Here is a 23,974-nt window from a genome sequence, read left to right as displayed (position 1 = left end):
TCGTGCAATCCCTAGACTGGGCTCATGGTCGCATTCACCAAAGGACACGGCACGGGCAATGACTTCATCATCATCGCCGACCCCGACGGGGAGCTCGATCTGACCGTCGAGCAGGTCGCCGTCCTCTGCGATCGGCACTTCGGAATCGGTGCCGACGGAATCCTTCGGGTCGTGCGGTCCTCCGCGATCGCCGAGGGGGCGGCCGCACTCGCGGAAGAGCCCGACGCCGAGTGGTTCATGGACTACCGCAACGCTGACGGCTCGATCGCCGAGATGTGCGGCAACGGCATCCGGGTGTTCGCCCACTTCCTCGTGCGCGCGGGACTCGCCACGATCGAGCAGGGTTCGACGCTGCCGATCGGAACGCGCGCGGGCGTGCGCGATGTGACGCGGAGCGCGACCGGGTATCAGGTCGATCTCGGCCTGTGGAAGCTCTCCGGCGACGACCCCCTGGTGCGTGTGGACGGGCTCCCCGTCACACGTCCCGGCCTCGGCATCGACGTCGGCAACCCCCACGTGGTCGTCGCTCTCGCCTCGGAGGCCGAGCTCGCCTCGGTGGAGCTGCACCGTGCTCCGGACCTGGAGCCTGCGCTGCCGGCCGGCGCCAATATCGAGTTCGTCGTGCCGGGCGAGCCGCTGGTCCGCGACGGGATCGGACACGTGCGCATGCGCGTCTTCGAGCGTGGTGTCGGCGAGACCCTCAGCTGCGGCACCGGAATCGCTGCGACGGCACTCGCGGTGCGCTACTGGGCCGGCGAGCAGGCCCCGAACAACTGGCAGGTCGAGGTTCCCGGCGGCACGCTGAGCGTGCGCATGTTCCCGGCGGAAGACGGCGAGCACGTCGGACTGGCCGGCCCCGCGCAGCTGGTGTTCCAGGGCGAGGTCGACCTCGTCTGACGGGCCTCAGGCGAGCGCCGCGCCAGGCGAATACGGCGTCAGGCGACGGCGATGGGCTCGGTCGGCGGGCTGCCGTGCTTGCGCACCTTGAGGATGCGATAGCCCTTGCCCGTGGCGGTGCGGAAGACGCTGTAGCCGGGATGGAAGGTCGCGCCGATCCATCGCTGGAGCGAATCCGCACCGAGGTTCCGCTGCACCACGAGCCAGGCGTCGCTGCGGTCGTCGAGTCGGGGGATCCAGCGCTCCAGCAGGCCGTGCAGTTCGTTCTTGCCCACACGGATCGGGGGGTTCGAGCGGATCGTGCGGAATGTGACGTCGCCGGGAACATCGTCGGGCAGCGAGGCGTTGACATTGGTGAGCCCGAGAGCCGCGGCATTGCGGCGGACGAGATTGAGGGCTCGCTCGTTCACGTCGACGGCCCAGACCGTCGCGTGCGGAGCGGCGAGGGCCATCGAGAGACTGATCGGTCCCCAGCCGCTGCCGAGGTCGAGCAGGTTGCCGCCCGGAGGTACCGGGGGCATGTTGGCGAGTAGCACGGCGGTGCCGGCATCCAGCCGATCCGGGCTGAAGACTCCACCCGCGGTGGTGACATCCAGCTCACGGCCTGCGAGCGACACACGGATCGAGCGCAGATTCTCGGGGCTTGCCGGGGCCGCAGTGAAGTAATGTTCAGACCCCATACGGTGAGCGTACCGGACCGCCCGGGCTAAGGTTAAGGCTCGCAACGAAAGCAGAGATCAGGAACGGATGACGGAGACCACGACCCACTCCACCGATGACGAGGCGCTCGACCGCGTGCTCGCGAACGCAGAGAAGCGATCCGAGGTGCGTGTCTTCGGTGCCGCGCAGGCGCTGCAGGACGAATCGACGGCGACGCACTCCACGACGGACGGCAATCAGTGGGATCTCGAGGATCGCCACGCGCTGCGCCGTGTCGGCGGGCTCTCGACCGAGCTCGAGGACGTCACCGAGGTCGAGTACCGGCAGCTCCGGCTGGAGAACGTCGTGCTGGTGGGCGTCTACCCGCAGGGTGCTCAGGAGGATGCCGAGAACTCGCTGCGCGAGCTCGCCGCTCTCGCCGAGACCGCCGGCGCCGTCGTGCTCGACGGTGTGCTCCAGCGCCGTCCTCATCCGGATGCCGCCACGTACCTCGGCCGGGGCAAGGCGCAGGAGCTCAAGGACATCGTCGCAGCCGTCGGCGCCGACACCGTGATCGCCGACACCGAGCTGGCCCCGAGCCAGCGGCGTGCACTGGAAGACGTCGTCAAGGTCAAGGTCATCGATCGCACCACGGTGATCCTCGACATCTTCAGCCAGCATGCGAAGAGCCGAGAGGGCAAGGCGCAGGTCGAGCTCGCGCAGCTCGAGTATCTCCTTCCCCGTCTCCGCGGCTGGGGTGACTCGATGAGCCGTCAGGCCGGCGGCCAGGTCGGCGCCGGTGGTGCCGGTATGGGTTCGCGTGGCCCCGGTGAGACCAAGATCGAGCTCGACCGACGTCGCATCCGCACGAAGATGGCGCTGCTGCGCAAGCAGATCCGCGACTTCGGTCCGGCTCGCGAAGCCAAGCGCGCTGAGCGCAAACGCAACACGATCCCGTCCGTCGCGATCGCCGGCTACACGAACGCCGGGAAGTCTAGTCTCCTCAACGCCCTGACGAGCGCCGGTGTGCTGGTCGAGAACGCACTGTTCGCCACCCTCGATGCCACCGTCCGCCGGTCGGAGACCGAGGACGGCCGCGTCTACACGATCACCGACACCGTCGGATTCGTCCGAAACCTCCCGCATCAGCTGGTGGAGGCGTTCCGCTCGACGCTGGAAGAGGTCGGGCAGGCCGACGTCGTGCTGCACGTCGTCGACGGATCACACCCCGATCCTGCGGGCCAGCTGCAGACCGTGCGCGATGTGATGGGCGATGTCGGCGTCCGCGACCTGCCGGAGATCGTGGTCTTCAACAAGGCCGACCTCATCGGCGAGGACGAGCGCCTGGTGCTGCGGGGCCTGCAGCCGCACGCGCACTTCGTCTCGTCGCGGTCCGGCGAGGGCATCGCCGAACTCCGCGCCGCGATCGAGGAGGCCCTCCCGAAGCCGGCCGTCGAGGTTCGCGCGGTCGTCCCGTACGACCGCGGCGATCTGATCGCGGCGATCCACGAGACGGGCATGCTGCTCTCGGTCGATCACCAGGAGGACGGGACCGCCGTGCACGCGCGCGTCTCCGAGCGTCTCGCTGCGGAGCTGGAGCCCTTCACCCGCTGAGGCGGACCCCCGTCACCGGGCGAGGAAGCGCGCCTCGACCGTTGCGGAGATCACGATGTCCTCCGGCTCGTATTCCATCGCGGGCGCCGAGTCCGCGGCGAACGCCGCACCGCGCACCTTCATCATCGGGGCGGGAGGCGCGGGCTGGCCGCTCGAGATGAGTCCGACGTCGGCGATCTCGAGCGGAGTGACACCTTCGATTCCGAGCGCGTGGGCATAGGTCTCGGCGCGCGTGACGGCGACGCCGACGGCCTGCGCTGCGACCTCGCGTTCGATCCGCGCGCTGGTCTCCGGCGTGAGATGCCAGTTGACCCAGCCGACCTCGACGCCGTCCCAGGGGGAGATGTCCGACACCCAGATGGAGAGCTCGGATGCCTCGACGAAGGTCGCGGTGAAGTCGATGCTGGCGTAGTAGACGGGTGCGAGGCGCTTGCCCTCGTTGTTCCAGGGGCGCTCCGCGCGCACGGACAGCCGCTTGCTCGTCCAATCGACGACGCTGCCGGCATCCGCTCGTTCGGTGATGCTTCCGCGCACCGGTTCGGCGAGACGCATCACCTGCTCGACGACGGAAGTGCGCTCAGGCCCCTCCGCTCGCACGCTGACGCGGATGGTTGCGCGCTCGGGCGCGACACGCGCCTCGTGCTCGCCGCGGACGGTGACCGTGACTTCGCTCATGGGGTGACTCTACGCCAGCGGGTCGGGCCTCCGCGGAATGGCGAAGACGCTCCGGACGTTGTAGTCTGAGATGCTCGGGTGTTCCGCACCCGGGCGAAAATTCCACAGTGCGACAACGGCTCCTTCGAGAGAAGGACCACGGGGCTGATCGGTTTCGACAGCGCCTGTGTATCCACGAGAAGCGGGCCGAGGATGCAGAGTTATCTCGTAAACGCTCTCTGCAAAAAAATAGTTGCCGAAACCAAGCGCAACGACTTCGCCCTCGCTGCATAAGCGAGCCCGATAGTCCGTCAGACCGTGTGTGATTCCGACACGGACCCTGGCGTCATCTAGGAATCTTGCTGTGTGATGGCGTCTGGACGTCACGCGGGACTCTTCCCAGGCTGGGCTCGTCGACTTAGGTGTCTGTGACAAAGGTCGGAGCCGAGCAGAACGTCTTCGCAGACTGCGCCCGGAGAAGGCGTGGATTAGCAGCGTTGGACGGGGGTTCGATTCCCCCCAGCTCCACCAAGCCGTTGTCGCGGGTGAAAGGCCCGCCTCCCCGGGAGACCGAGGAGGCGGGCCTTTCGCGTCCGTGGAACACGCGTCCGCCGGTACGCGATGCGCACGCGTAACACGCTCGCGGGCTATTCGCGCGTCCGGCTGTCGAGAGTGGCCTTGAGCTCAGCGTTCTCGTCCTGCAGCCCCATCACCTTCCCGATGCCGGCGAGATTCACTCCGTCCGTCTGGAGATCGGCGATACGGCGCATTCGATCGATGTCGTCCGCGCTGTAGCGGCGTGTTCCGCCGTCGGTGCGCGCGGGATCCACGAGGCCCTTCCGCTCGTACAGCCGCAGGGTCGCGGGAGGCAGGTCGAGCAGCTCGGCCGCGATGCTCATCGTGTACACCGGTCGGGTGCGGGATGACGACTCCATGCATGAATTCTGCTCGCTGCACTTGCATTTCGTCAACATCTGGGTGTACAAAATATGCATCAAGTAATCCAGATCTCTCAGGGTCGAGGTGCCGAGCCCGCCGGTACCGCGACAGTTGGCGATGACAGGTATGGAGGTGATTGCCGTGGGAGTGCGAAGCGCGGTAGATGACGCGAGCGCCGAGTTCGCGGACATCCTCTGCGCGGATACGGAATGGGTCCGGGCGGAATTCGACCGGATCGTCTCCGGGCTCTCGCCCGTGAGAACGGCTGTCGTGACCCCCCGATTCCGAGAAGGGCGCGGCCCCCGGATCCGGCGGATGACGTCGCCGACTCGCACGCTGTGGGAGTACGCGCTCGCGGAGAGGGTGCGCGCACCTCCGTCAGATCCGGCCGCGCGCGGCCATCTTCGTCGATCAGAATCTCTGACGGCATGTCACGCCGTCGTTCATCGGAAGGAGACTCTTTCACCATGTCGATGTCGTTTGATCCCTTCAGCCAGTTGGACCGGATCGCTCAGAGCGTCTTCGATACCAGCAGGCAGCCCCGCCTGATGCCCGTGGACCTGTTCCGTGAAGGCGATCGATACGTTCTCAACGCCGACCTCCCCGGAGTGGATCCGGGGTCGGTCGATGTGGATGTGGACGGCCATCTCCTCACGATCCGCGCGGAGCGGACGGAGGCGAATCGTGACAACTCCCGATGGCTGGCGCAGGAGCGACCATTCGGCTCGTACGTGCGTCGCTTCACCATCGGCGACGATGTGGACGCGCAGGGAATCAGCGCCACGTACGACAACGGCGTGCTCAGCGTGATGATCCCCGTCGCCGAGCGCGCGAAGCCACGCAAGGTCCGGATCGAGTCTGCGGGATCTCACAGCGCGAGGGCTGTGACCGCCTGACCTGATTCGGGACTCTGCGCCCGGTCCGAGCGTGGGCGGTCGAATCCGGTTCTCCCTCGACCGCCCACGCTCTCGCTGCCCCATCACGAACCCCCACAGGAGGAAGAGATGACCGAACTGGCTGACGCGCGGTTCGAACTCCGAAAAGTAGCGGAAAGAGAATGGCTGATCCTCGACCACAGGTACGGAGCCGAGGACCCTCGACGCACCGTCGGCTGCGTCTACGAGGTCGACGAGTACGAGGTCGAGGTCATGTGGATGCGTCGGATCCCGCTCGCCAGCCGCTACATGTCCCCGATCGATGCTTTCGAAGAGGTCCGACGGATGGAGAGCCGCAGCCGCGCCACCCGGCCGGTCCCGATTCCGCACCGTCCGCCGCTCCTGTCTGCCTGACGAGGATCGCCTCTTCCCTGCGCGCGGCGGAGGGTGCACTCTGGGGAGGAGCAGGAGGAGGTCCCCGTATGCCGGAGCTGACGATCGGCGCAGCGATCGACGATGACGCCGCGCAGGTGCAACTGGATCCGCGGAGGTTCAATCGGCACACGTTCTGGTGCGGTCAGAGCGGCAGCGGCAAGACGTACGCGCTCGGTGTCGTGCTCGAGCAGCTGCTGCTCCACACCGACCTGCCCTTGCTCATCCTGGACCCCAATGCCGATTTCGTGCGCCTGCGCGAAGTGCGCTCATCCGCCGGAGAGGCCGAGGCGAGCCGCATCTCCGGGCTCGATGTGCGGGTGTTCCGCTCGGGTCATGCCGACGGAGACCCGCTGCGGGTGCGATACGTCGACCTCTCCCCGGCATCGAAGGCTGCCGTACTGCAGATCGATCCCATCGCGGACGCCGAGGAGTACAACATCCTCCTGCACCTGGAGATGGTCTCCGAGACCTTCGATACAGCACAGATGATCCGAGGCCTCCGTGCGAGCGGAGACCCGATGCAGGCGCGTCTGGCGAACCGCATGGAGAACCTGCAGGTGCTCGAGTGGGATCTCTGGTCCCGCGGTGCGGCATCCGTCGTCGACGACGTCCAGGAGCGGCCCCGTGCCACCGTTCTCGACCTCGGCGGCTTCGACCATCCGGCGGAGCCAAAGGTCGCCGCCCTCGCGGTGCTGGAGCACCTCTGGGCGCGACGCGAGGAACGTCGACCCGTGCTCATCGTCATCGACGAGGCGCACAACCTCTGCTCGCCGGAACCCTCCACCGCTGTGGAGAGGGAGCTGACGGCGAAGCTCGTCCAGATCGCCGCTGAGGGCAGGAAGTTCGGGCTCTGGCTCCTCCTGTCGACACAGCGGCCGACCAAGATCCATCCGAACGTGCTCTCCCAGTGCGACAACCTGGCGCTGATGCGGGTGAACGCGCCGCGCGATCTGGCCGAGCTCGCGGAGGTCTTCGGCTTCGCATCGGACGAGGTGATCCGCCGCGCGCAGACGTTCGCGCAGGGTCAGGCTCTCTTCGCCGGCGGATTCATCGCGTCGCCGACCTTCGTGCAGATGGGGGAGCGGCTCACCCAGGAGTCCGGGGGAGACGTCCGGGTGCCACTGCGGAGCTGATGCGGTGCGCGGATGCGTCGCCCGCTAGACGGTGATGGGCGGCGCGGTGAGATCGAACTCCCACTCGTTCATCGTCAGCTGTGTCCCGCGGAACGTCTCCGTCTCCGATCCCGTCAGGACGAAGCCGGCGCGCCGGCACACGGCGTTGGACGGCGGATTCTCCACCGACGGGAACGCGACCAGTTTGCCACGCCTCTCGGGGTGGCGGCGGGCGTCGTCGATCAGGAGCCCGAGAGCGCGCGCGGCGACACGATGCCCCTGCGCCTCCGGGAGGACGAACCACCCGGTCTCCCACACCTCCTGCTCCTTCCAGCGCAGCCTCCAGTAGCCGATCGAGCCGACGGGCTCCGCGTCGAGCAGGATCGCGAACATCCGCGCCTCGCCGGTCTGCGCATACCGCAGGTAGCGCGCATGGCGATCGGCCACCTGTTCGTCGGTCTCCGGGCCGTTGAGATGCGACGTCATCTCCGGCGTGTTCGCGCGGCGGAGCAGAGGCAGGTCGTCGTCGTGCCAGGGCCGAAGCGAGAGGGATTCCACGTCGTCAGCCTGTCACGGGGCAGGGACATTCCGCGGCCGGGAGTTCCCCGAGATCCGTGGAGCACCGGCGCTGCGCGCTCTGCGCTTCGCGCGGATGTACGCAGCGGGGGTCGATCCGAAGACCTGCCGGAACGCCTTGATGAAGCCGGTGGCTGTGCGGTATCCGACCATCTCCGCGGCGTCCGTGACGGGCAGGCCGTCGACGAGCAGCCGCTCGGCGGCGTACACCCGCGCGCGAGTGCGCCACTCGCTGAAGGAGAGCCCGGTGTCTGCCAGGAACGCCCGGTGCAGGGTCTTCGTGCTGATTCCGAGGTCGCGAGCCCATGCGCCGAGGTCCCGGTCGATGTGGGGCTCGTGCAGGATGGCGTCGGCCACGGTCCGCGCGCGGGAATCGGAGGGCACCGTCAGGGCGTCGTAGCTCTCGTCCGTGGCCGACAGGATCTCGAGCAGGAGCGCGACCGACGCCTGCAGACGACGATCCTCGGTGGCGTGCGCGCACAGGTCCTGCATGATCGCCACGCCGACGGTGTCGACGGGGAGGACGAGCGGACGGTCCCAGCGGTCCTGGGGGAGGCGCAGGGACTGATCGAGGTAGATGCTGAACATTTCGCCCGCGCCGACCATCCGCATCTCATGCTCGGTGAGGGCGGGGATCCACACGAGATGATCGGCGTGAAGGTGCCATCGCGATCGACCGATGACGACGCGAGCACCGCCCGGGATCCACGCCAACTGGTCCGTGTCGTGCAGATGCGGCTCGAAATACTGATCGGACGCGACTCTCTCCCGATGCGCCTCCAGATTCTCGGATGTCGTTCCAAGCACAGCATCCCGCCCTTCTGCCGTTCGCAACGGCCATGGATCGTCTCCAGCGGACAGGCCACGGGAGTTCGAAGCAGATAGGAGTCCTCTCAGGACGATAGCAAATAAGGTAAGCCTTCACTATGTTGGAGCGCGTCATCCCTGCCTTCCACCCGAGGAGTCCCATGTCCCGCCCCCTCCGGCGCGCCCCGCGAGCGCTCGTCGCGCTCACCGCGCTCATCGTCGCCGCATCCGCCCTCTCCGCCTGTGCGGGGGCCGACTCGTCCCAGGGGGATGCCGCATCATCCGGTGGCTCCGGGGTGTACCCCCTGACCGTCGAGCACGCGTACGGGGAGACGACGATCGACGAGAAGCCGGAGCGCATCGTCACCCTCGGCTGGTACTCGCAGGATGTGGTGGCCGCCCTCGGCGAGGTGCCCGTCGGCGTCGAGGACTTCAGCTGGGGGAACGTCGACACGTACCTGCCGTGGTTCGCCGACAAGGTCGAGGAGCTGGGCGGAGAGCTGCCCGAGATCATCTCCTTCACCGACGCCGCGGAATACGACTTCGAGCAGATCCTCGCCCTCGGACCGGATGTGATCCTCGCGAACCACTCGGGGATCACCGAGACCGATTACGAGCGTCTCTCCGAGATCGCCCCGACCGTCGGATTCGCCGAATCGATGTGGGCGTCGGATCGCGAAGAGCTCACCCTCACGATCGGATCGATTCTCGACAAGGAGGAGGAAGCACAGGTCCTGCTCGACGAGGCCGACGCCGCGATCGCCGCCGCCGCCGAGGCGCACCCGGAGTTCCAGGACGTGGTGTTCACCTATGGCTGGTTCGTCGCCGAAGGCGAGACCTCGATCGGCCTCTACCTGCCGCGCGACCCGCGGGTGCCGCTGCTCGAACAGCTCGGCTTCGTGTCGTCGCCCGACGTGGCCGCGCTCGAGGACAGCACCGAGGAGTTCTTCGCGAACGTCAGCCTGGAAGAGGTCGGCGACATCGAGTCGCAGTTCCACGTCGGGTGGGCGAACACTCCGGACGAGGTCGCGCACACCGTCGAGGATCCGCTGCTCGCTCGCTGGGCGCCGATCGCAGACGGCTCGTACTACTTCTTCCAGGACCAACGACTCGGATGGGCGACCACGGCACCGAGCGTGCTCAGCATCCCGGCGACCATCGATGACCTCGCAGACGCGCTCTCCTCGGGCGTCCCCTCGTCGAACTGATCGATGACCGCCGTGTCGAGCCGCGCCGCGGAACGTCTTCCGACGTCCCGCGGCGCGGCATCTCGAGCGGGCGGTCTCGCTCTCGCGATCATCGTCCTCCTCATCGCGGTGCTGCTGAGCCTGATGGTCGGCGCGAAGGCGCTCCCGCCCGCGACGGCCATCGGCGCGCTCGTGGACTTCGACGGGTCGGATGCCCAGGCGATCGTCCGCGACTCGCGTCTGCCGCGCACGATCGTGGGACTCGTCGTCGGTCCCGCGCTCGGAGTGTGCGGTGCCCTGATCCAGGCCTTCACCCGTAATCCGCTGGCTGATCCGGGCATCCTCGGGGTCAACGCCGGTGCGACGTTCGCGGTCACCATGGGCATCGGCCTGCTCGGAGTCCGCGGTCCGAGCGCGTACGTGTGGTTCGCTCTGGGCGGGGCGCTCGTCGTGACGCTCGTCGTCTATCTGATCGGCGCCGCCGGTCGGGGCGGTCCCTCTCCCGGCCGGATGACGCTGGCCGGAGTCGCGATCGGCGCCGTCCTCAGCGGGATCACCTCGATCGTGATCCTGAAGAACATGGAGGTGTTCAGCACCTTGCGCTTCTGGGGCCTCGGCAGCCTCGGAGGGCGCGATGAGAGCGCACTCGCGGTCATCGCACCCCTGATCGGGGCGGGCCTCCTGCTGTCCTTCCTCCTCGCCCGTCCGCTGAATGCGATCGCGCTCGGTGACGACCTGGGGCGCACGCTGGGCGCCCGCCTCGTGCGCACCAGGATCCTGTCCGTGGTGGGAGTGACCGTCCTGGCCGGCGGAGCCACCGCCGTCGCCGGCCCCATCGCGTTCATCGGACTCATGGTGCCGCACGCCGTGCGATGGTTCACCGGCCCGGATCAGCGCTGGATCATCCCCTTCTCCGCCGTGGTCGCGCCGAGCATGCTCCTGTTCTCCGATGTCATCGGTCGTGTCGTGCTCCCCTCGGGCGAGCTGCAGGTGAGCATCGTCACCGCCATCGTCGGGGCGCCCGTGCTGATCGCCCTCGCACGACGCAAGAAGGTGAGCGGGTTGTGAGCGCGCTCACCGTCGACGCACCGCCGCGCGTGCTCTCCGTCCGGATGGGCGGGGCGATCTGGCGCATCGAGATGCGCACCCTCGTCGTGCGCATCGTCCTCGTCCTCGTGCTCGTCGTACTCGGTATGGCGGCCCTCGCCATCGGAACGTTCCAGCTCGATCTCGCGCAGGTCCTCTCCGCGCTGACCGGATCCGGGGAGGGCAACGTCCGCAAGCTGGTCCTCGAGTGGCGTCTGCCCCGGGTTCTCTTCGCCGTGCTCGGGGGGATCGCACTGGGGGTGAGCGGCGCGATCTTCCAATCTCTGACTCGCAATCCTCTCGGCAGCCCGGATGTCATCGGCTTCGACGCCGGGTCGTACACCGGCGCGCTCGTCGTCATGCTCGTTCTCGGCAGCGTCTCCTACACGCTGATCGCCACCGGCGCCGTTCTCGGCGGGGTGGTCACGGCGCTGCTCGTCTACGTTCTGGCCTATCGCGGCGGTATCCAGGGATTCCGCTTCATCATCGTCGGCATCGGGCTCTCGGCCTTCCTCGTCGGCATCAACAGCTACCTGCTGATCAGCACCGGCGCCCAGGAGGCACGAGCCGCGATCGCCTGGGGCTTCGGCTCTTTCTCGGCCCTCGGAGCCGAGCAGCTGCTGCCGTTCGCTCTCGTGCTGGTCGTCGTCCTTCCGCTCGTCGCGATGGTGCGGCGCGGATTCGCCCAGCTCGAGCTCGGGGACGACGCTGCCAGAGCGCTCGGCGTCGGCCTCGAGCGATCACGATTGATCATGACGGTGCTCGGCGTATCGCTCACTGCGATCGTGACGGCGGCCGCCGGGCCCATCTCGTTCGTCGCTCTCGTCGCCCCTCAGGTCGCCCGGAGACTCGTCCGGTCTCCCGGACTCGACATGGTGAGCGCGGGCCTGACCGGTGCGGTGCTGCTCCTCGCCGCGGACTTCATCGGCCAGCGCTTCGAGATCACCGTGGGTCTCGTCACCGTGGTGCTGGGCGGCGGCTACTTCGCCTGGCTGCTCATCAAGGAAGGATTCCGTCGATGACCGGAAAGCCCTCGACCCGTCTGCACGCCGAAGGGGTGACGATCGGCTACGACCGCAGGACGATCTCCACCGACCTGACCGTCGCGATTCCCGACGGCTCCTTCACGGTGATCGTCGGTCCCAATGCCTGCGGCAAGTCCACGCTGCTGCGTGCGCTCTCGCGCCTCATCCGGCCGGAGAAGGGCGATGTGGTCCTCGACGGGAAGGAGATCCACAGCTACCGCGCCAAGGAGGTCGCGCGCCGGGTCGGTCTCCTCCCGCAGAGTTCGCTCGCCCCGGACGGCATCCGCGTGTCGGACCTCGTGGCGCGAGGTCGATATCCCCACCAGACGTTGATGCGACCGTGGTCGGACGACGATCAGACCGCGGTCGACGAGGCGATGGCGGCGACCGGGATCACGGAGCTCTCCGCACGACTCGTCGACGAGCTCTCGGGAGGACAGCGCCAGCGGGTCTGGGTCGCGATGGTCCTCGCGCAGCAGACGCCGCTCCTGCTCCTCGATGAGCCGACGACGTTCCTCGACATCGCACATCAGATCGAGCTCCTCGAGCTGCTGACCGACCTGCACGAGGGAGGGAGCACGCTGGTCGCGGTCCTGCACGATCTGAATCACGCCGCCCGCTATGCCACGCACCTCATCGCGATGAAGGACGGCGAGGTGGTGGCGGAGGGACGCCCGTCCGACATCGTGACCGCTGAGCTCGTCGAGGAGGTCTTCGGCCTCCCGTGCGTGGTCGTGCCCGATCCGATCACCGGCAAGCCCAGTGTCGTGCCGATCGGTCGTGTGCGCTCCGCGGAGGATCGCTGAGCGCACGGAGGCGTTCGGTTCAGCCGGACCAGGTGACGAGGATGAGACCCTGCCGGGTGTCGGACACCTTCACCCAGCCGTCGCCGAACAGGTAGGTCATGCCGTAGCCGTCGTCGTCGGTGCCCATCGAGTACTCGGGGTCCTCGGTGAAGTACACGCCCTGCGGGCCCTCCTCACGGCGCCACTTGCCGGCAGCCAGTGCCTCCTGGGCCTCGGCGGCCTGGTCGGCGGTGATCGGCGACCACCCGTAGAGCTGTCCGTGGTCGGAGCCGACCGAGTAGTCCGCCCAGAAGCACAGCATTCCGGCGGTGAGTTCGACGCCGCCGATCACGAACTCCTTCGGCTGCGCGGTCCATCCGGCCGCCGAGAGCGCGTCCACCGTTCCCGGCGAGATCATCGTCTCGCAGGAGATCTCCTCGCCCGGTGCGGTCGCGGAGGGGGAGCCCGTCGGACCACCGTCCGTGTCAGGTGTCCTCGCCGTCGACGCGGAGGGCGAGGAGGCCGGCGGATCCGACGGCGCCGCACAGGCTGCCAGTGCGCCGAGCGCCACCAGCCCACCGGCGACGGCGGAGATGATGCGGCGGAGCATGGCGGGCCTCGCAGTCCGATCAGTCGTGCAGGAGCGTCAGGAAGGCATCGTGGAGGACGCCGTTGGTGGCGAGGGTCGAGCGGGCGGAGATCGTGTCCTCGCCGTCGAACGACGTCATGCGTCCGCCCGCTTCCCGGACGATCGGGACGGCTGCCGCGATGTCGTACTCCTTGACGTCGAACTCGGCGACCATGTCGATGCGGCCCTCGGCCAGGAGCATGTAGGCGTAGACGTCGCCGTACGCGCGATCGCGCCAGACGTGATCCGCGAGCGTGAGGAGCGCATCGCGGTGTCCGGCGCGCGACCACTGCGCGATGCTCTGGAAGCTGACGCTGGCATCGTCCAGTGCGGCCACTGAGGACGCCTGGATCCGTCGGGGCCCTTCGGGGGTCGACGTCCATGCGCCGTTGCCCGTGGACGCCCACCAGCGTCGCCCGAACGCCGGCATGCTCACGACCCCGACCTGGGGGACTCCGTCGATCGCGAGGGCGATCATCGTGCCCCACAGCGGGACGCCACGGAGGAAGTTCGCCGTGCCGTCGATCGGGTCGATGATCCACTGGCGCTGCGTGCTGCCCTGCGCTCCGAACTCCTCGCCGAAGATGCCGTCGTCGGGGCGCTCGGCCTCGAGGATGCCGCGGATCGCGCGCTCGGTCGCGAGGTCGGCGTCGGTCACGTGCGAGTTGTCGGCCTTCGTCGAGATCTCGAGGTCCGCGGAGTCGAAACGCGGGAGCGACTGGGCATCGGCGGCATCCGCGAGGCGGAGCGCGAGCTCGAGGTCGCGGGTGAGGAGGTCGTCGCTGGGGGAGGCGGTCACGGTCCCAGAATAGTCGTTCGTGCGAGGCGGCCAGAGGGACGTTCCGCCAGGTTTCGGGCCCGTCCGGCGTCTGCCACGCCCGGGGTGACCTCGATTTCGCCTCGGGCCCATCGGCTGGTAATGTAATTCCTCGGTCGGGGTCATCCCGGGCCACGCACCTCTAGCTCAATCGGCAGAGCAACTGACTCTTAATCAGTGGGTTCTCGGTTCAAGTCCGAGGGGGTGCACGGATCAGCCTCGGAAACTCTCGCCAGTTTCCGGGGCTTTTCTGCTTTCGCGGCTGCGGCGTAGTGTTCCGCTATGGAAACCACCCCTGAGCGCATCTCCGAGCTGCGTCCGGATGAGGTCTTCGTGTTCGGTTCGAATGCGGGAGGCCTGCATGGCGGCGGCGCGGCGCGCATCGCCCATGAGAGGTTCGGCGCGGTGTGGGGTGAGGGCAACGGGCGCCACGGTCAGACCTACGCGATCGACACGATGAGCGGGCTGGACGTGCTCGAGAGCGAGGCGCGCGCCTTCATCGCCTATGCGTCGGTGCACCCGGAACTGCGGTTCCTGCTCACACCGGTCGGCTGCGGCATCGCCGGTTACACGCCGGAACAGGTCGCGCCCCTGTTCATCGGGGTCCCGCCGAACGTGACGGTCCCCGCATCGTTCGCGCCGCTCCTCTGACGCGACATGCGATACCGTGATCCTCATCTCGGAGGGGGAGTGCGATGCACGGATTCATTCGGTCCGCAGTGATCCTGGTCGGCGCGATCGCCGTTGCAGCGGGACTCGCGTCCTGCGCCGGCGCGGCTGAGAAGGTCATCGACCACACGGCGGACTCCGTCACTCTCGCCCCGGGTGAGGCGCTCGTCATCGACTTCGGCGAGGTCAACTCCTCGGTGGGTGAGGACTGGGAGATCACGCAGGAGCCCGATGCCGCTGTACTCGGCCGCGGGGAGGAGCGCTCGCGCTATCTCGGCGAGGACGGCATGACCGGTGCGCCCAGCGAGGTCACGTACCGATTCGCGCCGGCGGGGGAGGGGACGACCGTGATCGAGTTCGAGTACCGCTTCCGTGGGGAGATCCCGGAGGACCCGGAAGATCAGAAGACGGCGAAGATCGAAGTCACGGTGAAGTGACTCACACGACCGTGATGACCTGACCGTCGGTGATCCGACGGAGTTCGTCGAAGGTCAGCGGCATGACCGTGTGCGGGTGTCCGGCTGCGGCCCAGATCACGTCGAACCGCTGCAGGTCCTCGTCGACGAAGGTGCGCAGAGCGGCAGGGTGACCCACCGGAGCGACTCCGCCGATCGCCTGGCCCGTGGCAGACCGGACGACGGATGCCGGTGCCATCACGATCTCCGCGGCGCCGATGTTCCGGGCCAGCACCACGAGATCGGCACGGTGTCCGCCGCTCGTCATCACCAGTACCGGTGCGCCGTCGGCGAGGAACACGAGGCTGTTGGCGATCGCGGCGACCTCGCAGCCGATCGCGGACGCGGCTTCGACCGCGGTGCGAGCAGAGTCGGGGAGGACGCGGATCTCGGTGTCCACGCCGGCATCCGTCAGGTGACGGTGCACGATGACGCTGCGTTCGGGGAGGGAGGAGGCATCGCTCATCGCTCCACCGTAGCGAAGCCCGACGAGCGTCTCAGGCGGCATCACCGATCAGGATCGCCTCGGCGTCTTCGGCAGCCGCATCTGATGGCTCGTCATCGATGTGCGCGAGCACGCGCCGCCCGAGGAACACCGTGAGGGCGGCGAGCAGCACGGACACGGCGGCGAAGAGATACGGCACCGTCGCGTTGAACGCGTGCCACAGCAGCGCGGCGATCGGCGGAGCCATGGCGCCGCCCAGGAAGCGGACGGCCGAGTAGGCCGACGACGCCACGGAGCGGGGGAGGTCGGTCGCCTCCATCACGGCCTCCGTCAGGACGGTGTTCATCACACCGAGCAGCAGCCCGCCGATCACGATGCAGGCGACCAGGGCGCCGGCGCTTCCGACGACGAGCCCGGCGGCCACGAGATCGAGCGCGAGCAGCGGCAGCACGATGAGGATGATGCGGGTCCGCGGCATCCGACGCATCAGGACGGGAGCGACCCAGACGCTCGTGACCGCGAGGGCGACACCCCAGCCGAAGAACGTGAACCCGATGCCGAGCGCTCCGAATCCGAGCGGGAACGGCGAGAACGCCAGGAGGACGAAGAATCCGATGTTGTAGAACAGGGCGGCGACCGCGAGGATCGCGAGCGCGGGCCGACGCAACGCGGTGAACGGCGCCGAGAAGGGCACCGGCTGACGCTTCTCACCGGGACCGCGCAGGAGCACCAGCACGGCGACGAAGGCGATGGCCATGAGCGCGACGACGCCGAAGAACGGCCCGCGCCAGCTCTGCTCGCCGAGGATGCCGCCGAGGAGTGGACCGATCGCGATGCCGAGTCCGAGGGCGGCCTCATACAGGATGATGGCCGCGCTGCTGCCGCCGGATGCCGCCCCGACGATCGTGGCGAGGGCCGTGGAGATGAAGAGCGCGTTGCCGAGTCCCCAACCCGCACGGAACCCGATGACGGCATCGACGCTGCCGCTGAGCGCGCAGAGGAGCGAGAAGGCGACGATCAGCGCCAGCCCGATCAGGAGTGTGGCCTTGGCGCCGATCCGGCTGGAGATCCAGCTCGTCACGAGCATCGCCAGCCCCGTCACCAGCAGGTAGCTCGTGAAGAGTAGCTCGGTCTCGACCGGCGAGGCCTTGAGGGACTCGGCGATCGCCGGGAGGATCGGGTCGACGAGCCCGATGCCCATGAAGGCGACGACGCAGGCGAACGCGACGGCCCAGACCTGCGCGGGCTGCTTCCATACCGAGGTGGTGGCGGGGGTGTTCACCGTGCTTCTCCTGTCGAGTCGGGGGTGGTGTGCGCGGCGAGGATCTCGGCCGCTCGGCTGAGGGCGCTCCAGTCGTCGTCGCTCAGGCCCGCGAAGCGCGGAGCGAGCGTCTCGCGGAACTCCCGACGCCACGCGGAGAGCGTGTCGGCGCCGTGCACCGTGATGTCGACGACGATGGCCCGTGAATCGTCCGGGTCGGGGGAGCGTCGCACGAGTCCGTCCCGCTCGAGTCCGCCGATCAGGCGCGTCATGCCGGGCTGCGTCGTGCGCGCGGCGGAAGCGAGAGTGCCGACGCGCTGTGCTCCCGCCTGTTCCAGGAGACTCAGCACGCGCCACTGGGCGGCCGGTGCATCGTTGCCGGCATCCTGCGCGGCGATGCGCCCGAGCGCGTAGCCGGAGAGCACGAGCGAAGGGATCACTTCCGAACGATTCATACCAGCAAGTATATACCTGTTGGTATGTATCGGGTTCTCACCGCCGAGCGGTCGCGATGCGCGCCGACAGCTGGTGCGCGTGAGACAGCAGCGTGCGGCCGAGTTCGGCGATGCGATCGTGGCCGAAGCGGAACTCCACACCGGTGAGGCTGAGCGCCCATTCCGGGCGACCTGCGCGATCGAATACGGCGGCCCCCATGCCCCAGCTGCCCTCCACGATCAAGCCCGGATTCACGGCGTAGCCGCGCTCCTTCGTCTCGGTCAGCCGTGTGCGCAGCGGGAGGTCTCCGTGCGCGCGGCCCCAGCTGCTCTCCAGCTCCGGATGGCGTTCGAGGTACGCATCCACATCGTGGTCAGGGAGGAAGGCCAGGATGGCGAGACCCGCGCTCGCGACACCCAGGGGGAACCGCACGCCCTCACTGAGCACGAACGAGCGGATCGGGAACGATCCCTCCTCGCGCAGCAGGCACACCGTCTCGTCGGCGCGCCGCACGGAGAAGAACGCGCTCTCCTCGGTCTTGACGGCCAGCGAGCGAACGATGTCGCGCGCGAGCCCGGTGACGTCGTATCTCGCCGCCGCCACCGACCCCATGAGGAAGAGCTCGGGCCCCGGCATCCAGCGGGTGCTCTCGCCGTCTCGATCGACCAGTCCCTCGGCCTTCAGCGCGCTGAGCAGGCGGTGCGCGGTCGATCTCGAGAGATCCGCCGCGCGGGCCAGGTCCTGCAGAGAAGCTCCCTCGGCGCCGGCCGCCGTGACGAGGCGCAGCAGGGAGGCGGCTCTGGCGATGGCCTGAGCGCCCGGGACGGTGCGGGATGCCGGTTCCATAATGTGGACGCTATCTCCGAGATCGCCCACATCGCAAGACTGTTGTTCCCTCGTCGGGGGAGAAAGGCGGATGCTGGACGAGGACGCGTATTCGAAGGAGCAGGCGTGATCGACAAACAGTGGGAATCGGCGGCTGCGGCCGTCTCCGACATCACAGACGGTTCATCTCTCGCGGTCGGAGGGTTCGGTCTCTCCGGCAACCCGATCGCCCTCATCGAGGCTCTGCTCGCGCAGGGGACGAAAGGGCTCAGCGTCGTCAGCAACAACTGCGGCGTGGACGACTGGGGCCTCGGGGTCCTGCTTGCGGCACAGCGCATCCGCAAGATGACCTCGTCGTACGTCGGCGAGAACAAGGAGTTCGAGCGGCAGTTCCTCTCGGGCGAGCTCGAACTCGAACTGACCCCGCAGGGCACGCTCGCCGAGAAGCTCCGGGCCGGCGGCTCCGGCATCGCCGCGTTCTTCACCCAGACCGGGGTCGGCACGCAGGTCGCCGAGGGAGGGCTGCCCCGGAGGTACAACGCGGACGGATCGATCGCCGTGGCCTCCCCGGTGAAGGACGTCCGCACGTTCGACGTGGACGGCGTGCCGAAGGAGTTCGTCCTCGAGGAGGCCATCACGACTGACTTCTCCCTCGTGCACGCCGCCGCCGGCGACCGCCACGGCAACCTCGTCTTCAACAAGGCGGCGCGCAACTTCAACCCGCTCGCCGCGATGGCCGGTCGCGTATGCATCGCGCAGGTCGAGCGACTCGTGGAACCGGGCGACCTCGACCCGGACAGCATCCATCTGCCGGGCGTCTACGTGCATCGCATCGTCGAGGTCGGCCCCGACATCCCCAAGCGCATCGAGCGGCGCACGGTCTTCGATCCTGCTGCCGCCGTGGAAGGAGCCTGACATGGCGCTCACCCGAGACCAGATGGCCGCACGGGCCGCCGCCGAGCTCGAGGACGGCGCCTATGTCAACCTCGGCATCGGCCTTCCCACGCTCGTGCCGAACCACGTGCCCGGCGATGTCACCGTCGTGCTGCAGTCGGAGAACGGCATCCTCGGCGTCGGTCCCTACCCTCGCGAGGAGGCGGTCGACCCCGACCTCATCAACGCCGGCAAGGAGACCGTCACGGTCCTGCCGGGATCCGCGTTCTTCGACTCTGCGGCGAGCTTCGGCATGATCCGCGGCGGGAAGATCGACGCCGCGATCCTCGGCGCGATGCAGGTGTCGGCATCCGGCGATCTCGCCAACTGGATGATCCCGGGCAAGATGGTCAAGGGGCCGGGCGGAGCCATGGACCTGGTGCACGGGGCCGGCCGCGTGATCGTGCTGATGGAGCACGTCGCTCGTGACGGGAGCGCGAAGATCGTCGACAGCTGCTCGCTCCCGCTCACCGGACGAGGGGTCGTCGACCGGATCATCACAGACCTGGCGGTCATCGACATCACTGAACAGGGCCTCGTTCTCGTGGAGCTCGCCCCCGGCGTGACCGTGGACGAGGTCGTCGCGGCGACCGAGCCGCCTCTCATCATCGCGGACGCTCTCACCGACGGAAGGATCGAAGAACATGGCTGAACGCAACGGGGCGGAGGACGACATCGTCATCGTCGCCGCAGCGCGCACCCCGCAGGGACGCCTCAAGGGGCAGCTGGCCGCCTTCACGGCGCCGCAGCTCGGCGCCTTCGCCATCCGCGGCGCACTGGAGCAGGGGTCCGTCGATCCGGCCGAAATCGATGCGGTCATCGTCGGCCAGGTGCTCGCCGCGGGGTCGGGGCAGAACGCCGCCCGTCAGGCAGCGATCGGCGCCGGGATCGGCTGGGACGTGCCGGCGCACTCGGTGAACAAGGTCTGCCTCTCGGGACTGACCGCGATCATCGACGCCGGGCGGATGATCCGCACGGGCGACGCGGAGGTCGTCGTGGCGGCGGGCATGGAGTCGATGACACGTGCCCCGCACCTGCTGATGGGCTCCCGCGACGGGTGGACCTACGGCAGCGTCGAGGTGCTCGACCACATGGCCTACGACGGGCTGACGGATGCCTACGACCGCGAGAGCATGGGCGCGTCGACCGAGCGGCACAACGCGCGGTACGAGCTGACGCGCGAGGCGCAGGATGCCGTCGCCGCGCTCTCGCATCAGCGCGCGGCCGCCGCGCAGGAGGCCGGTGCTTTCGACGCCGAGCTGGTGACCGTCTCGGTGCCGCAGCGCAGAGGCGAGCCGCTTCTGGTGACGAAGGATGAGGGCGTCCGCCCGGAGACCACCGTCGAGACGCTCGCCGGTCTGCGTGCGGCGTTCGCCGAAGGCGGCTCGATCACCGCGGGGAACTCCTCGCAGATCTCGGACGGTGCATCCGCCGTCATCGTCACGTCTCGCAGGGTCGCCCAGTCCAAGGGCTGGCCGGTGCTCGTGACCGTCGGCGCGAGCGGACAGACGGCCGGCCCCGACAACTCGCTGCAGGCTCAGCCGGCTCGTGCGATCGAGCGGGCTTGTGAGAAGCAGGGGATCTCACCCGCAGACCTCGATCTCGTCGAGATCAACGAGGCGTTCGGCGCTGTGGTCGCCCGCTCACAGGTCGAGCTCGGGCTGGACAGCGAGATCGTCAACATCCACGGCGGCGGCATCGCGATCGGACACCCGATCGGCGCTTCGGGCAACAGGCTCGTGGTGCACCTGGCCCATGAGCTGGCCCGTCGAGGCGGCGGAACCGCAGCCGTCGGGCTGTGCGGCGGCGGGGGTCAGGGCGAGGCGCTCATCCTCACACGCTAGAGCGGAGTGCGCCAAGGGTCGTCTCAGCTGCGACGGTCCTTGGCGTGGTCCTGCGCGTCGGCGAGTGCCTTCTGCGAGCGGAACTGCAGGCGCTGCGCCTTCTTCGACTTCTTGACCGACTGCGGGGAGTCCGCGTCGACGAGCACGCCGCGACGTTCGCGATTCATGTCGACGACCGCTCCGACTGCGAGCGCCATGGTGATGCCCCAGCTCACCCACGACAGGGCGGCACGCCAGGTGATGGGTTCCTGGCGGGTGCCGCGCAGCAGCGAGATCCCCGCGGAGATCGCGGCGACGAGTCCTGTGCTGAAGAGGTAGCGCATGCTCCTACGCTACCCGCCCGCCGCCCAGGCCGTCCCGAGCCTTGACAACCCCTCCCTGATGCTGGCAGGAGGGTAGGTGGTGAAGGAGAGGCGGAGAGTGCGCACATCGGGAGTCCCGGAGAAGAACGACGCCCCGGGGACGTAGGCGACGTCCTGCGCGAGGGCGGCGCCGAGCGAGGCCGCGGCATCCATCCCCTCCGGCAGGCGCACCCACACGAACATGCCGCCGTCCGGCCTGTTCCACTCGCTTCCGGAGGGAAGGACGTCGGGAAGCGCATCGAGCATGGCGTTCCGTCGCTCCGCGTAGGCGGAGCGGATGCGGTCGAGCGCCGGCTCTCCCCGTCCGGAGAGGAGGTAGTGCGCCGCGGCGGCCTGATCGATCGTCGACGTGTGCAGATCTGCCGCCTGCTTCGCGATCGTGACCGTCGGGCGCACATCCGGGGTCGTGCGGATCCATCCGATCCTGAGCCCCGGGGCGATCACCTTCGAGAAGCTGCCGAGGCTCAGGACGTGGTCGGGTGCGAACGCCGCCAGAGACGGCAGCGCATCACCGGAGTAGCGGAGTTGACGGTACGGCTCGTCCTCGATGATCCGGATGCCGTGCCGCTGCGCGATCTCGGCGATCCGCACCCGCGCCTCCCGATCGTGAGTGCGACCGGTGGGGTTCTGGAACGTCGGCACGGTGTAGAAGAACTTCGGCGCCGTGTCGGCGGCGAGACGCTCCAGGGCGTCGAGGTCGAGGCGGTCGCCGGCGTAGGGGACGCCGACGACACGCGCCCCGGCGAGAGCGAAGGTCTGCAGCGCCGCGAGGTAGCACGGCTCCTCGACGAGGATCGTGTCTCCCGGGTCGATCAGCGAGGTCGCGAGCAGCCCGAGCCCCTGCTGCGACCCGGTGGTGACGATCAGATCGGATGCCGCGGTCTCCAGGCCGTCCTCGGTGTAGCGCCGGGCGACCTCCTCGCGGAGAGCGGTGCTGCCTTCCGAGGTCGAGTACTGGAGGACTGCGGGTGACGACAGCACGGCGTCGAAGGACGCGCGGATCCCGTCGAGGTCGAAGAGCTCGGGGGCCGGCAGTCCGCCCGCGAAGGAGATGACCTCGGGACGCTCGGTGAGCGCGAGCAGGTCGCGCACCGGTGAGGTCTTCGCGGAACCCGCGCGCTGCGAGCGGTCCGGGAGCGCACGGGTGGGCATGGAGGTCTGCGGGGCAGCGGACAACGGTTCCTCCTGGAAGGGGAGTGCGACGGAGTGTCGACCAGACTAGCGGTGCCCCGCGTGCCGCGGAGTCCGTGCCCTCCCTGCCGCTGTCCAGTGCGACCCGATACCATGGGGGTGTCGCGGCTCGTCCGCGGCCGCACAGACCGTGTAACTACCGGCCGCGGGCATTCCCGCGGACAGCGGCGGCACCCGACATCGCGTCATCGACGCGCGAGAGCCATGACACACGCATCACCGCACACCACGACGCTCCGTTCCGACGAGCCCAGCCTCTTCCGCCTGGCAGGGCTCCCGTACTTCCTGATCGCCTTCATCGCGCGACTGCCGTTCGCGATGATGGTCGTCGGGGTGCTCACCGTCGTCGTCTCGGCGCGGGGGTCGCTCTCGCTCGGCGGGCTCACCTCCGCCGCCGTGGGGCTCGGGACGGCGTGCTTCGGCCCGCTGCTCGGAGCGGCGGCCGACCGCTGGGGGCAGCGCGGCGTGCTCCTCGCGCTCGCGCTGGCGAACGGCGCGATGCTCGTGGTCTTCACCCTGGTCGTCTACGGCAGCGCGGCGGACGGCTTCGTGCTGTTGGCGGCGGCGGGCATCGGCGCGACGGCACCGCAGGTCGCGCCGCTGTCCCGCTCACGTCTGGTCACGATCATCCGCGAGCGGATGCCGGATGCCCGGCAGGCGCGCACCCTCTCCGGCACGATGGCCTACGAGTCCGCGGCGGACGAGACCGTCTTCGTCTTCGGGCCCTTCCTTGTCGGCGTCCTCGCCTCGGCGCTCGCGCCCTGGGCGCCCCTGGCCGGAGCCGCGGCCCTCACCGTGCTGTTCGTCGGCGCGTTCGCCCTGCATCCGAGCGGCCGCCACGTCTCGCAGGAGCGCGACGCCGACGGCAAGGCGCCGTCCGCCGTCTCGGAGCTCTTCCGTCCGCAGCTCCTCATCGTCGTGCTCGGCATCCTCGGAGTGGGGGTCTTCTTCGGCGCGATGCTGACCGCGCTCACGTCCTTCATGGCCGACCGCGGCGCGCCGGAGCAGGCCGGACTCCTGTACGGCGTGATGGGCGTCGGCTCCGCGATCCTCGCGCTCGGCGTCGCCTGGCTGCCGCCCGCGTTCACCCTGCGCGCGCGGTGGCTGGTGTTCTCCGGCATCCTGCTCGCCGGCACCGTGCTGCTCGTGTTCGTGGATTCGCCGGGCACGATGATGGTCGCGCTCGCCATCATGGGGATCGGCATCGGACCGACACTCGTCACCCAATACAGCTTCGGCGCCGCCCGCAGCCCGCTCGGCCGCTCGGCGACCGTCATGACGATGCTCGGCTCCGGGGTCGTCGTGGGGCAGTCCCTGGGTGCCGCGACGACCGGGGAGATCGCCGAGGGGGTCGGCACGGCCCCGGCCCTGCTGATCCCGATGATCGCGGCGGCCCTCGTGTTCGCCGCCGGACTCGCCAACTGGTTCCTCAGTCGCACGACGCCGCGTGCCGTGCGCGTCGCCGCCTGACGCCGTGG

At 68.8% G+C, this 23,974-nt stretch carries 28 protein-coding genes, 1 tRNA gene and 1 other RNA gene; 17 read left to right on the top strand and 13 right to left on the bottom strand.

What is annotated here, in order from left to right:
* Positions 1–24 precede the first annotated feature (24 nt).
* Positions 25–897, top strand: a complete 873-nt coding sequence (gene dapF / locus DC434_RS10220; protein WP_116635163.1) for a diaminopimelate epimerase — start codon at positions 25–27, stop codon at positions 895–897.
* Between the two features lie 38 nt (positions 898–935).
* On the opposite strand, the gene DC434_RS10215 is transcribed toward dapF, so the two are convergent.
* A complete protein-coding gene (locus DC434_RS10215; protein ID WP_116635162.1) occupies positions 936–1,577 on the bottom strand; it encodes a methyltransferase in 642 nt (213 codons plus the stop codon).
* A gap of 67 nt (positions 1,578–1,644) precedes the next feature.
* Here DC434_RS10215 and hflX point away from each other — a divergent pair, with 67 nt between their 5' ends.
* A complete protein-coding gene (gene hflX / locus DC434_RS10210; protein ID WP_116635161.1) occupies positions 1,645–3,150 on the top strand; it encodes a GTPase HflX in 1,506 nt (501 codons plus the stop codon).
* Between the two features lie 12 nt (positions 3,151–3,162).
* On the opposite strand, the gene DC434_RS10205 is transcribed toward hflX, so the two are convergent.
* The gene (locus DC434_RS10205) at positions 3,163–3,825 is read right to left on the bottom strand and encodes an SIMPL domain-containing protein (RefSeq protein WP_116635160.1); all 663 of its coding nucleotides are present in this window, start codon (positions 3,823–3,825) and stop codon (positions 3,163–3,165) included.
* Between the two features lie 140 nt (positions 3,826–3,965).
* Between DC434_RS10205 and ssrA the strand changes: the two genes are divergently transcribed.
* Positions 3,966–4,335, top strand: a transfer-messenger RNA (tmRNA) gene (ssrA, locus tag DC434_RS10200).
* A gap of 116 nt (positions 4,336–4,451) precedes the next feature.
* Here the strand turns inward: ssrA and DC434_RS10195 are convergent.
* Complete coding sequence (locus DC434_RS10195) at positions 4,452–4,739, bottom strand: MerR family transcriptional regulator (RefSeq protein WP_116635159.1); 288 nt, start codon at positions 4,737–4,739, stop codon at positions 4,452–4,454.
* 471 nt (positions 4,740–5,210) lie between these two features.
* On the opposite strand from DC434_RS10195, the gene DC434_RS10190 reads away from it, so the two are divergent.
* From DC434_RS10190 to DC434_RS10180, 3 genes are all read left to right on the top strand, one after another.
* The gene (locus DC434_RS10190; RefSeq protein WP_116635158.1) at positions 5,211–5,639 is read left to right on the top strand and encodes an Hsp20/alpha crystallin family protein; all 429 of its coding nucleotides are present in this window, start codon (positions 5,211–5,213) and stop codon (positions 5,637–5,639) included.
* A gap of 108 nt (positions 5,640–5,747) precedes the next feature.
* Positions 5,748–6,032 (top strand): hypothetical protein, encoded by a 285-nt coding sequence (locus DC434_RS10185; RefSeq protein WP_116635157.1) that lies wholly within the window; start codon positions 5,748–5,750, stop codon positions 6,030–6,032.
* 68 nt (positions 6,033–6,100) lie between these two features.
* On the top strand, positions 6,101–7,186 hold the full coding sequence (locus tag DC434_RS10180) for an ATP-binding protein (RefSeq protein ID WP_116635156.1): 1,086 nt from the start codon (positions 6,101–6,103) through the stop codon (positions 7,184–7,186).
* A 24-nt stretch (positions 7,187–7,210) separates the two neighbouring features.
* Here DC434_RS10180 and DC434_RS10175 read toward each other — a convergent pair whose 3' ends face one another.
* Together DC434_RS10175 and DC434_RS10170 are read right to left on the bottom strand one after the other, a co-directional pair.
* On the bottom strand, positions 7,211–7,723 hold the full coding sequence (locus DC434_RS10175) for a GNAT family N-acetyltransferase (RefSeq protein ID WP_116635155.1): 513 nt from the start codon (positions 7,721–7,723) through the stop codon (positions 7,211–7,213).
* A 12-nt stretch (positions 7,724–7,735) separates the two neighbouring features.
* The gene (locus tag DC434_RS10170; protein ID WP_133192793.1) at positions 7,736–8,383 is read right to left on the bottom strand and encodes an AraC family transcriptional regulator; all 648 of its coding nucleotides are present in this window, start codon (positions 8,381–8,383) and stop codon (positions 7,736–7,738) included.
* 326 nt (positions 8,384–8,709) lie between these two features.
* Here DC434_RS10170 and DC434_RS10165 point away from each other — a divergent pair, with 326 nt between their 5' ends.
* Genes DC434_RS10165 through DC434_RS10150 form a run of 4 tightly spaced genes read left to right on the top strand, consistent with a single transcriptional unit; the run spans position 8,710 to position 12,652 of the window.
* A complete protein-coding gene (locus DC434_RS10165; RefSeq protein ID WP_165808047.1) occupies positions 8,710–9,756 on the top strand; it encodes an ABC transporter substrate-binding protein in 1,047 nt (348 codons plus the stop codon).
* A 3-nt stretch (positions 9,757–9,759) separates the two neighbouring features.
* Entirely contained in the window at positions 9,760–10,803 is a 1,044-nt protein-coding gene (locus DC434_RS10160; protein ID WP_116635152.1) for an iron chelate uptake ABC transporter family permease subunit, read from the top strand.
* Positions 10,800–11,843 (top strand): iron chelate uptake ABC transporter family permease subunit, encoded by a 1,044-nt coding sequence (locus DC434_RS10155; protein WP_243408884.1) that lies wholly within the window; start codon positions 10,800–10,802, stop codon positions 11,841–11,843. The genes DC434_RS10160 and DC434_RS10155 overlap by 4 nt, the downstream gene beginning before the upstream one ends.
* Positions 11,840–12,652, top strand: a complete 813-nt coding sequence (locus DC434_RS10150; protein ID WP_116635151.1) for an ABC transporter ATP-binding protein — start codon at positions 11,840–11,842, stop codon at positions 12,650–12,652. Before DC434_RS10155 ends, DC434_RS10150 begins: the two co-directional genes overlap by 4 nt.
* A 19-nt stretch (positions 12,653–12,671) precedes the next feature.
* Here DC434_RS10150 and DC434_RS10145 read toward each other — a convergent pair whose 3' ends face one another.
* Both DC434_RS10145 and hisN read right to left on the bottom strand, forming a co-directional pair.
* Positions 12,672–13,241 (bottom strand): hypothetical protein, encoded by a 570-nt coding sequence (locus tag DC434_RS10145; RefSeq protein WP_116635150.1) that lies wholly within the window; start codon positions 13,239–13,241, stop codon positions 12,672–12,674.
* A 19-nt stretch (positions 13,242–13,260) separates the two neighbouring features.
* Positions 13,261–14,058: a histidinol-phosphatase gene (hisN, locus tag DC434_RS10140; RefSeq protein WP_243408883.1), complete on the bottom strand. Its 798-nt coding sequence runs from the start codon at positions 14,056–14,058 to the stop codon at positions 13,261–13,263.
* A 154-nt stretch (positions 14,059–14,212) separates the two neighbouring features.
* Here hisN and DC434_RS10135 point away from each other — a divergent pair.
* From DC434_RS10135 to DC434_RS10125, 3 genes are all read left to right on the top strand, one after another.
* A tRNA-Lys gene (locus tag DC434_RS10135) sits at positions 14,213–14,285 on the top strand.
* A 73-nt stretch (positions 14,286–14,358) separates the two neighbouring features.
* The gene (locus DC434_RS10130; RefSeq protein ID WP_116635148.1) at positions 14,359–14,727 is read left to right on the top strand and encodes a hypothetical protein; all 369 of its coding nucleotides are present in this window, start codon (positions 14,359–14,361) and stop codon (positions 14,725–14,727) included.
* Positions 14,728–14,771: 44 nt separating this feature from the next.
* Entirely contained in the window at positions 14,772–15,182 is a 411-nt protein-coding gene (locus DC434_RS10125) for a protease inhibitor I42 family protein (protein ID WP_133192792.1), read from the top strand.
* 1 nt (position 15,183) lies between these two features.
* On the opposite strand, the gene DC434_RS10120 is transcribed toward DC434_RS10125, so the two are convergent.
* Genes DC434_RS10120 through DC434_RS10105 form a run of 4 tightly spaced genes read right to left on the bottom strand, consistent with a single transcriptional unit; the run spans position 15,184 to position 18,187 of the window.
* Positions 15,184–15,666 (bottom strand): YbaK/EbsC family protein, encoded by a 483-nt coding sequence (locus DC434_RS10120; RefSeq protein WP_116635419.1) that lies wholly within the window; start codon positions 15,664–15,666, stop codon positions 15,184–15,186.
* A gap of 31 nt (positions 15,667–15,697) precedes the next feature.
* Positions 15,698–16,927 (bottom strand): MFS transporter, encoded by a 1,230-nt coding sequence (locus DC434_RS10115; protein WP_116635146.1) that lies wholly within the window; start codon positions 16,925–16,927, stop codon positions 15,698–15,700.
* The gene (locus tag DC434_RS10110) at positions 16,924–17,361 is read right to left on the bottom strand and encodes a MarR family transcriptional regulator (protein ID WP_116635145.1); all 438 of its coding nucleotides are present in this window, start codon (positions 17,359–17,361) and stop codon (positions 16,924–16,926) included. The genes DC434_RS10115 and DC434_RS10110 overlap by 4 nt, the downstream gene beginning before the upstream one ends.
* A 37-nt stretch (positions 17,362–17,398) precedes the next feature.
* Entirely contained in the window at positions 17,399–18,187 is a 789-nt protein-coding gene (locus DC434_RS10105; RefSeq protein WP_116635144.1) for an IclR family transcriptional regulator, read from the bottom strand.
* Between the two features lie 105 nt (positions 18,188–18,292).
* Here DC434_RS10105 and DC434_RS10100 point away from each other — a divergent pair, with 105 nt between their 5' ends.
* From DC434_RS10100 to DC434_RS10090, 3 genes are read left to right on the top strand one after another with little or no spacing between them, the layout of a single operon-like run.
* Complete coding sequence (locus DC434_RS10100; protein WP_116635143.1) at positions 18,293–19,081, top strand: CoA transferase subunit A; 789 nt, start codon at positions 18,293–18,295, stop codon at positions 19,079–19,081.
* A 1-nt stretch (position 19,082) separates the two neighbouring features.
* A complete protein-coding gene (locus DC434_RS10095) occupies positions 19,083–19,751 on the top strand; it encodes a 3-oxoacid CoA-transferase subunit B (protein ID WP_207769944.1) in 669 nt (222 codons plus the stop codon).
* Positions 19,744–20,943, top strand: coding sequence for an acetyl-CoA C-acetyltransferase (locus DC434_RS10090; protein WP_116635142.1), 1,200 nt, complete (start codon positions 19,744–19,746; stop codon positions 20,941–20,943). Before DC434_RS10095 ends, DC434_RS10090 begins: the two co-directional genes overlap by 8 nt.
* Positions 20,944–20,966: 23 nt before the next feature.
* Here DC434_RS10090 and DC434_RS10085 read toward each other — a convergent pair whose 3' ends face one another.
* The gene (locus DC434_RS10085; protein WP_116635141.1) at positions 20,967–21,266 is read right to left on the bottom strand and encodes a hypothetical protein; all 300 of its coding nucleotides are present in this window, start codon (positions 21,264–21,266) and stop codon (positions 20,967–20,969) included.
* Positions 21,267–21,275: 9 nt separating this feature from the next.
* Positions 21,276–22,481 carry a PLP-dependent aminotransferase family protein gene (locus tag DC434_RS10080; protein ID WP_243408882.1) on the bottom strand — a complete coding sequence of 402 codons (1,206 nt, stop codon included), beginning with the start codon at positions 22,479–22,481 and terminating at the stop codon, positions 21,276–21,278.
* Positions 22,482–22,700: 219 nt separating this feature from the next.
* On the opposite strand from DC434_RS10080, the gene DC434_RS10075 reads away from it, so the two are divergent.
* The gene (locus tag DC434_RS10075; protein WP_116635140.1) at positions 22,701–23,966 is read left to right on the top strand and encodes an MFS transporter; all 1,266 of its coding nucleotides are present in this window, start codon (positions 22,701–22,703) and stop codon (positions 23,964–23,966) included.
* Positions 23,967–23,974 lie beyond the last annotated feature (8 nt).

The sequence above is a fragment of the Microbacterium sp. TPD7012 genome, assembly GCF_003075395.1.
Taxonomy (GTDB): domain Bacteria; phylum Actinomycetota; class Actinomycetes; order Actinomycetales; family Microbacteriaceae; genus Microbacterium.
Note: the sequence above shows the minus strand (reverse complement) of the source record. Positions and strands in the feature narration are given on the sequence as shown.

Excerpts from the sequence above, each read along its gene's own strand:
- DC434_RS10110 (WP_116635145.1), bottom strand. The coding sequence starts at position 17,361 with ATGAATCGTTCGGAAGTGATCCCTTCGCTCGTGCTCTCCGGCTACGCG.
- DC434_RS10145 (WP_116635150.1), bottom strand. The coding sequence starts at position 13,241 with ATGCTCCGCCGCATCATCTCCGCCGTCGCCGGTGGGCTGGTGGCGCTC.
- DC434_RS10185 (WP_116635157.1), top strand. The coding sequence starts at position 5,748 with ATGACCGAACTGGCTGACGCGCGGTTCGAACTCCGAAAAGTAGCGGAA.
- DC434_RS10190 (WP_116635158.1), top strand. The coding sequence starts at position 5,211 with ATGTCGATGTCGTTTGATCCCTTCAGCCAGTTGGACCGGATCGCTCAG.
- DC434_RS10085 (WP_116635141.1), bottom strand. The coding sequence starts at position 21,266 with ATGCGCTACCTCTTCAGCACAGGACTCGTCGCCGCGATCTCCGCGGGG.
- DC434_RS10205 (WP_116635160.1), bottom strand. The coding sequence starts at position 3,825 with ATGAGCGAAGTCACGGTCACCGTCCGCGGCGAGCACGAGGCGCGTGTC.
- DC434_RS10130 (WP_116635148.1), top strand. The coding sequence starts at position 14,359 with ATGGAAACCACCCCTGAGCGCATCTCCGAGCTGCGTCCGGATGAGGTC.
- DC434_RS10105 (WP_116635144.1), bottom strand. The coding sequence starts at position 18,187 with ATGGAACCGGCATCCCGCACCGTCCCGGGCGCTCAGGCCATCGCCAGA.
- DC434_RS10120 (WP_116635419.1), bottom strand. The coding sequence starts at position 15,666 with ATGAGCGATGCCTCCTCCCTCCCCGAACGCAGCGTCATCGTGCACCGT.
- DC434_RS10165 (WP_165808047.1), top strand. The coding sequence starts at position 8,710 with ATGTCCCGCCCCCTCCGGCGCGCCCCGCGAGCGCTCGTCGCGCTCACC.
- DC434_RS10180 (WP_116635156.1), top strand. The coding sequence starts at position 6,101 with ATGCCGGAGCTGACGATCGGCGCAGCGATCGACGATGACGCCGCGCAG.
- DC434_RS10095 (WP_207769944.1), top strand. The coding sequence starts at position 19,083 with ATGGCGCTCACCCGAGACCAGATGGCCGCACGGGCCGCCGCCGAGCTC.
- DC434_RS10150 (WP_116635151.1), top strand. The coding sequence starts at position 11,840 with ATGACCGGAAAGCCCTCGACCCGTCTGCACGCCGAAGGGGTGACGATC.
- DC434_RS10160 (WP_116635152.1), top strand. The coding sequence starts at position 9,760 with ATGACCGCCGTGTCGAGCCGCGCCGCGGAACGTCTTCCGACGTCCCGC.
- DC434_RS10075 (WP_116635140.1), top strand. The coding sequence starts at position 22,701 with ATGACACACGCATCACCGCACACCACGACGCTCCGTTCCGACGAGCCC.
- DC434_RS10215 (WP_116635162.1), bottom strand. The coding sequence starts at position 1,577 with ATGGGGTCTGAACATTACTTCACTGCGGCCCCGGCAAGCCCCGAGAAT.
- DC434_RS10090 (WP_116635142.1), top strand. The coding sequence starts at position 19,744 with ATGGCTGAACGCAACGGGGCGGAGGACGACATCGTCATCGTCGCCGCA.
- DC434_RS10125 (WP_133192792.1), top strand. The coding sequence starts at position 14,772 with ATGCACGGATTCATTCGGTCCGCAGTGATCCTGGTCGGCGCGATCGCC.
- hflX (WP_116635161.1), top strand. The coding sequence starts at position 1,645 with ATGACGGAGACCACGACCCACTCCACCGATGACGAGGCGCTCGACCGC.
- dapF (WP_116635163.1), top strand. The coding sequence starts at position 25 with ATGGTCGCATTCACCAAAGGACACGGCACGGGCAATGACTTCATCATC.
- DC434_RS10195 (WP_116635159.1), bottom strand. The coding sequence starts at position 4,739 with ATGGAGTCGTCATCCCGCACCCGACCGGTGTACACGATGAGCATCGCG.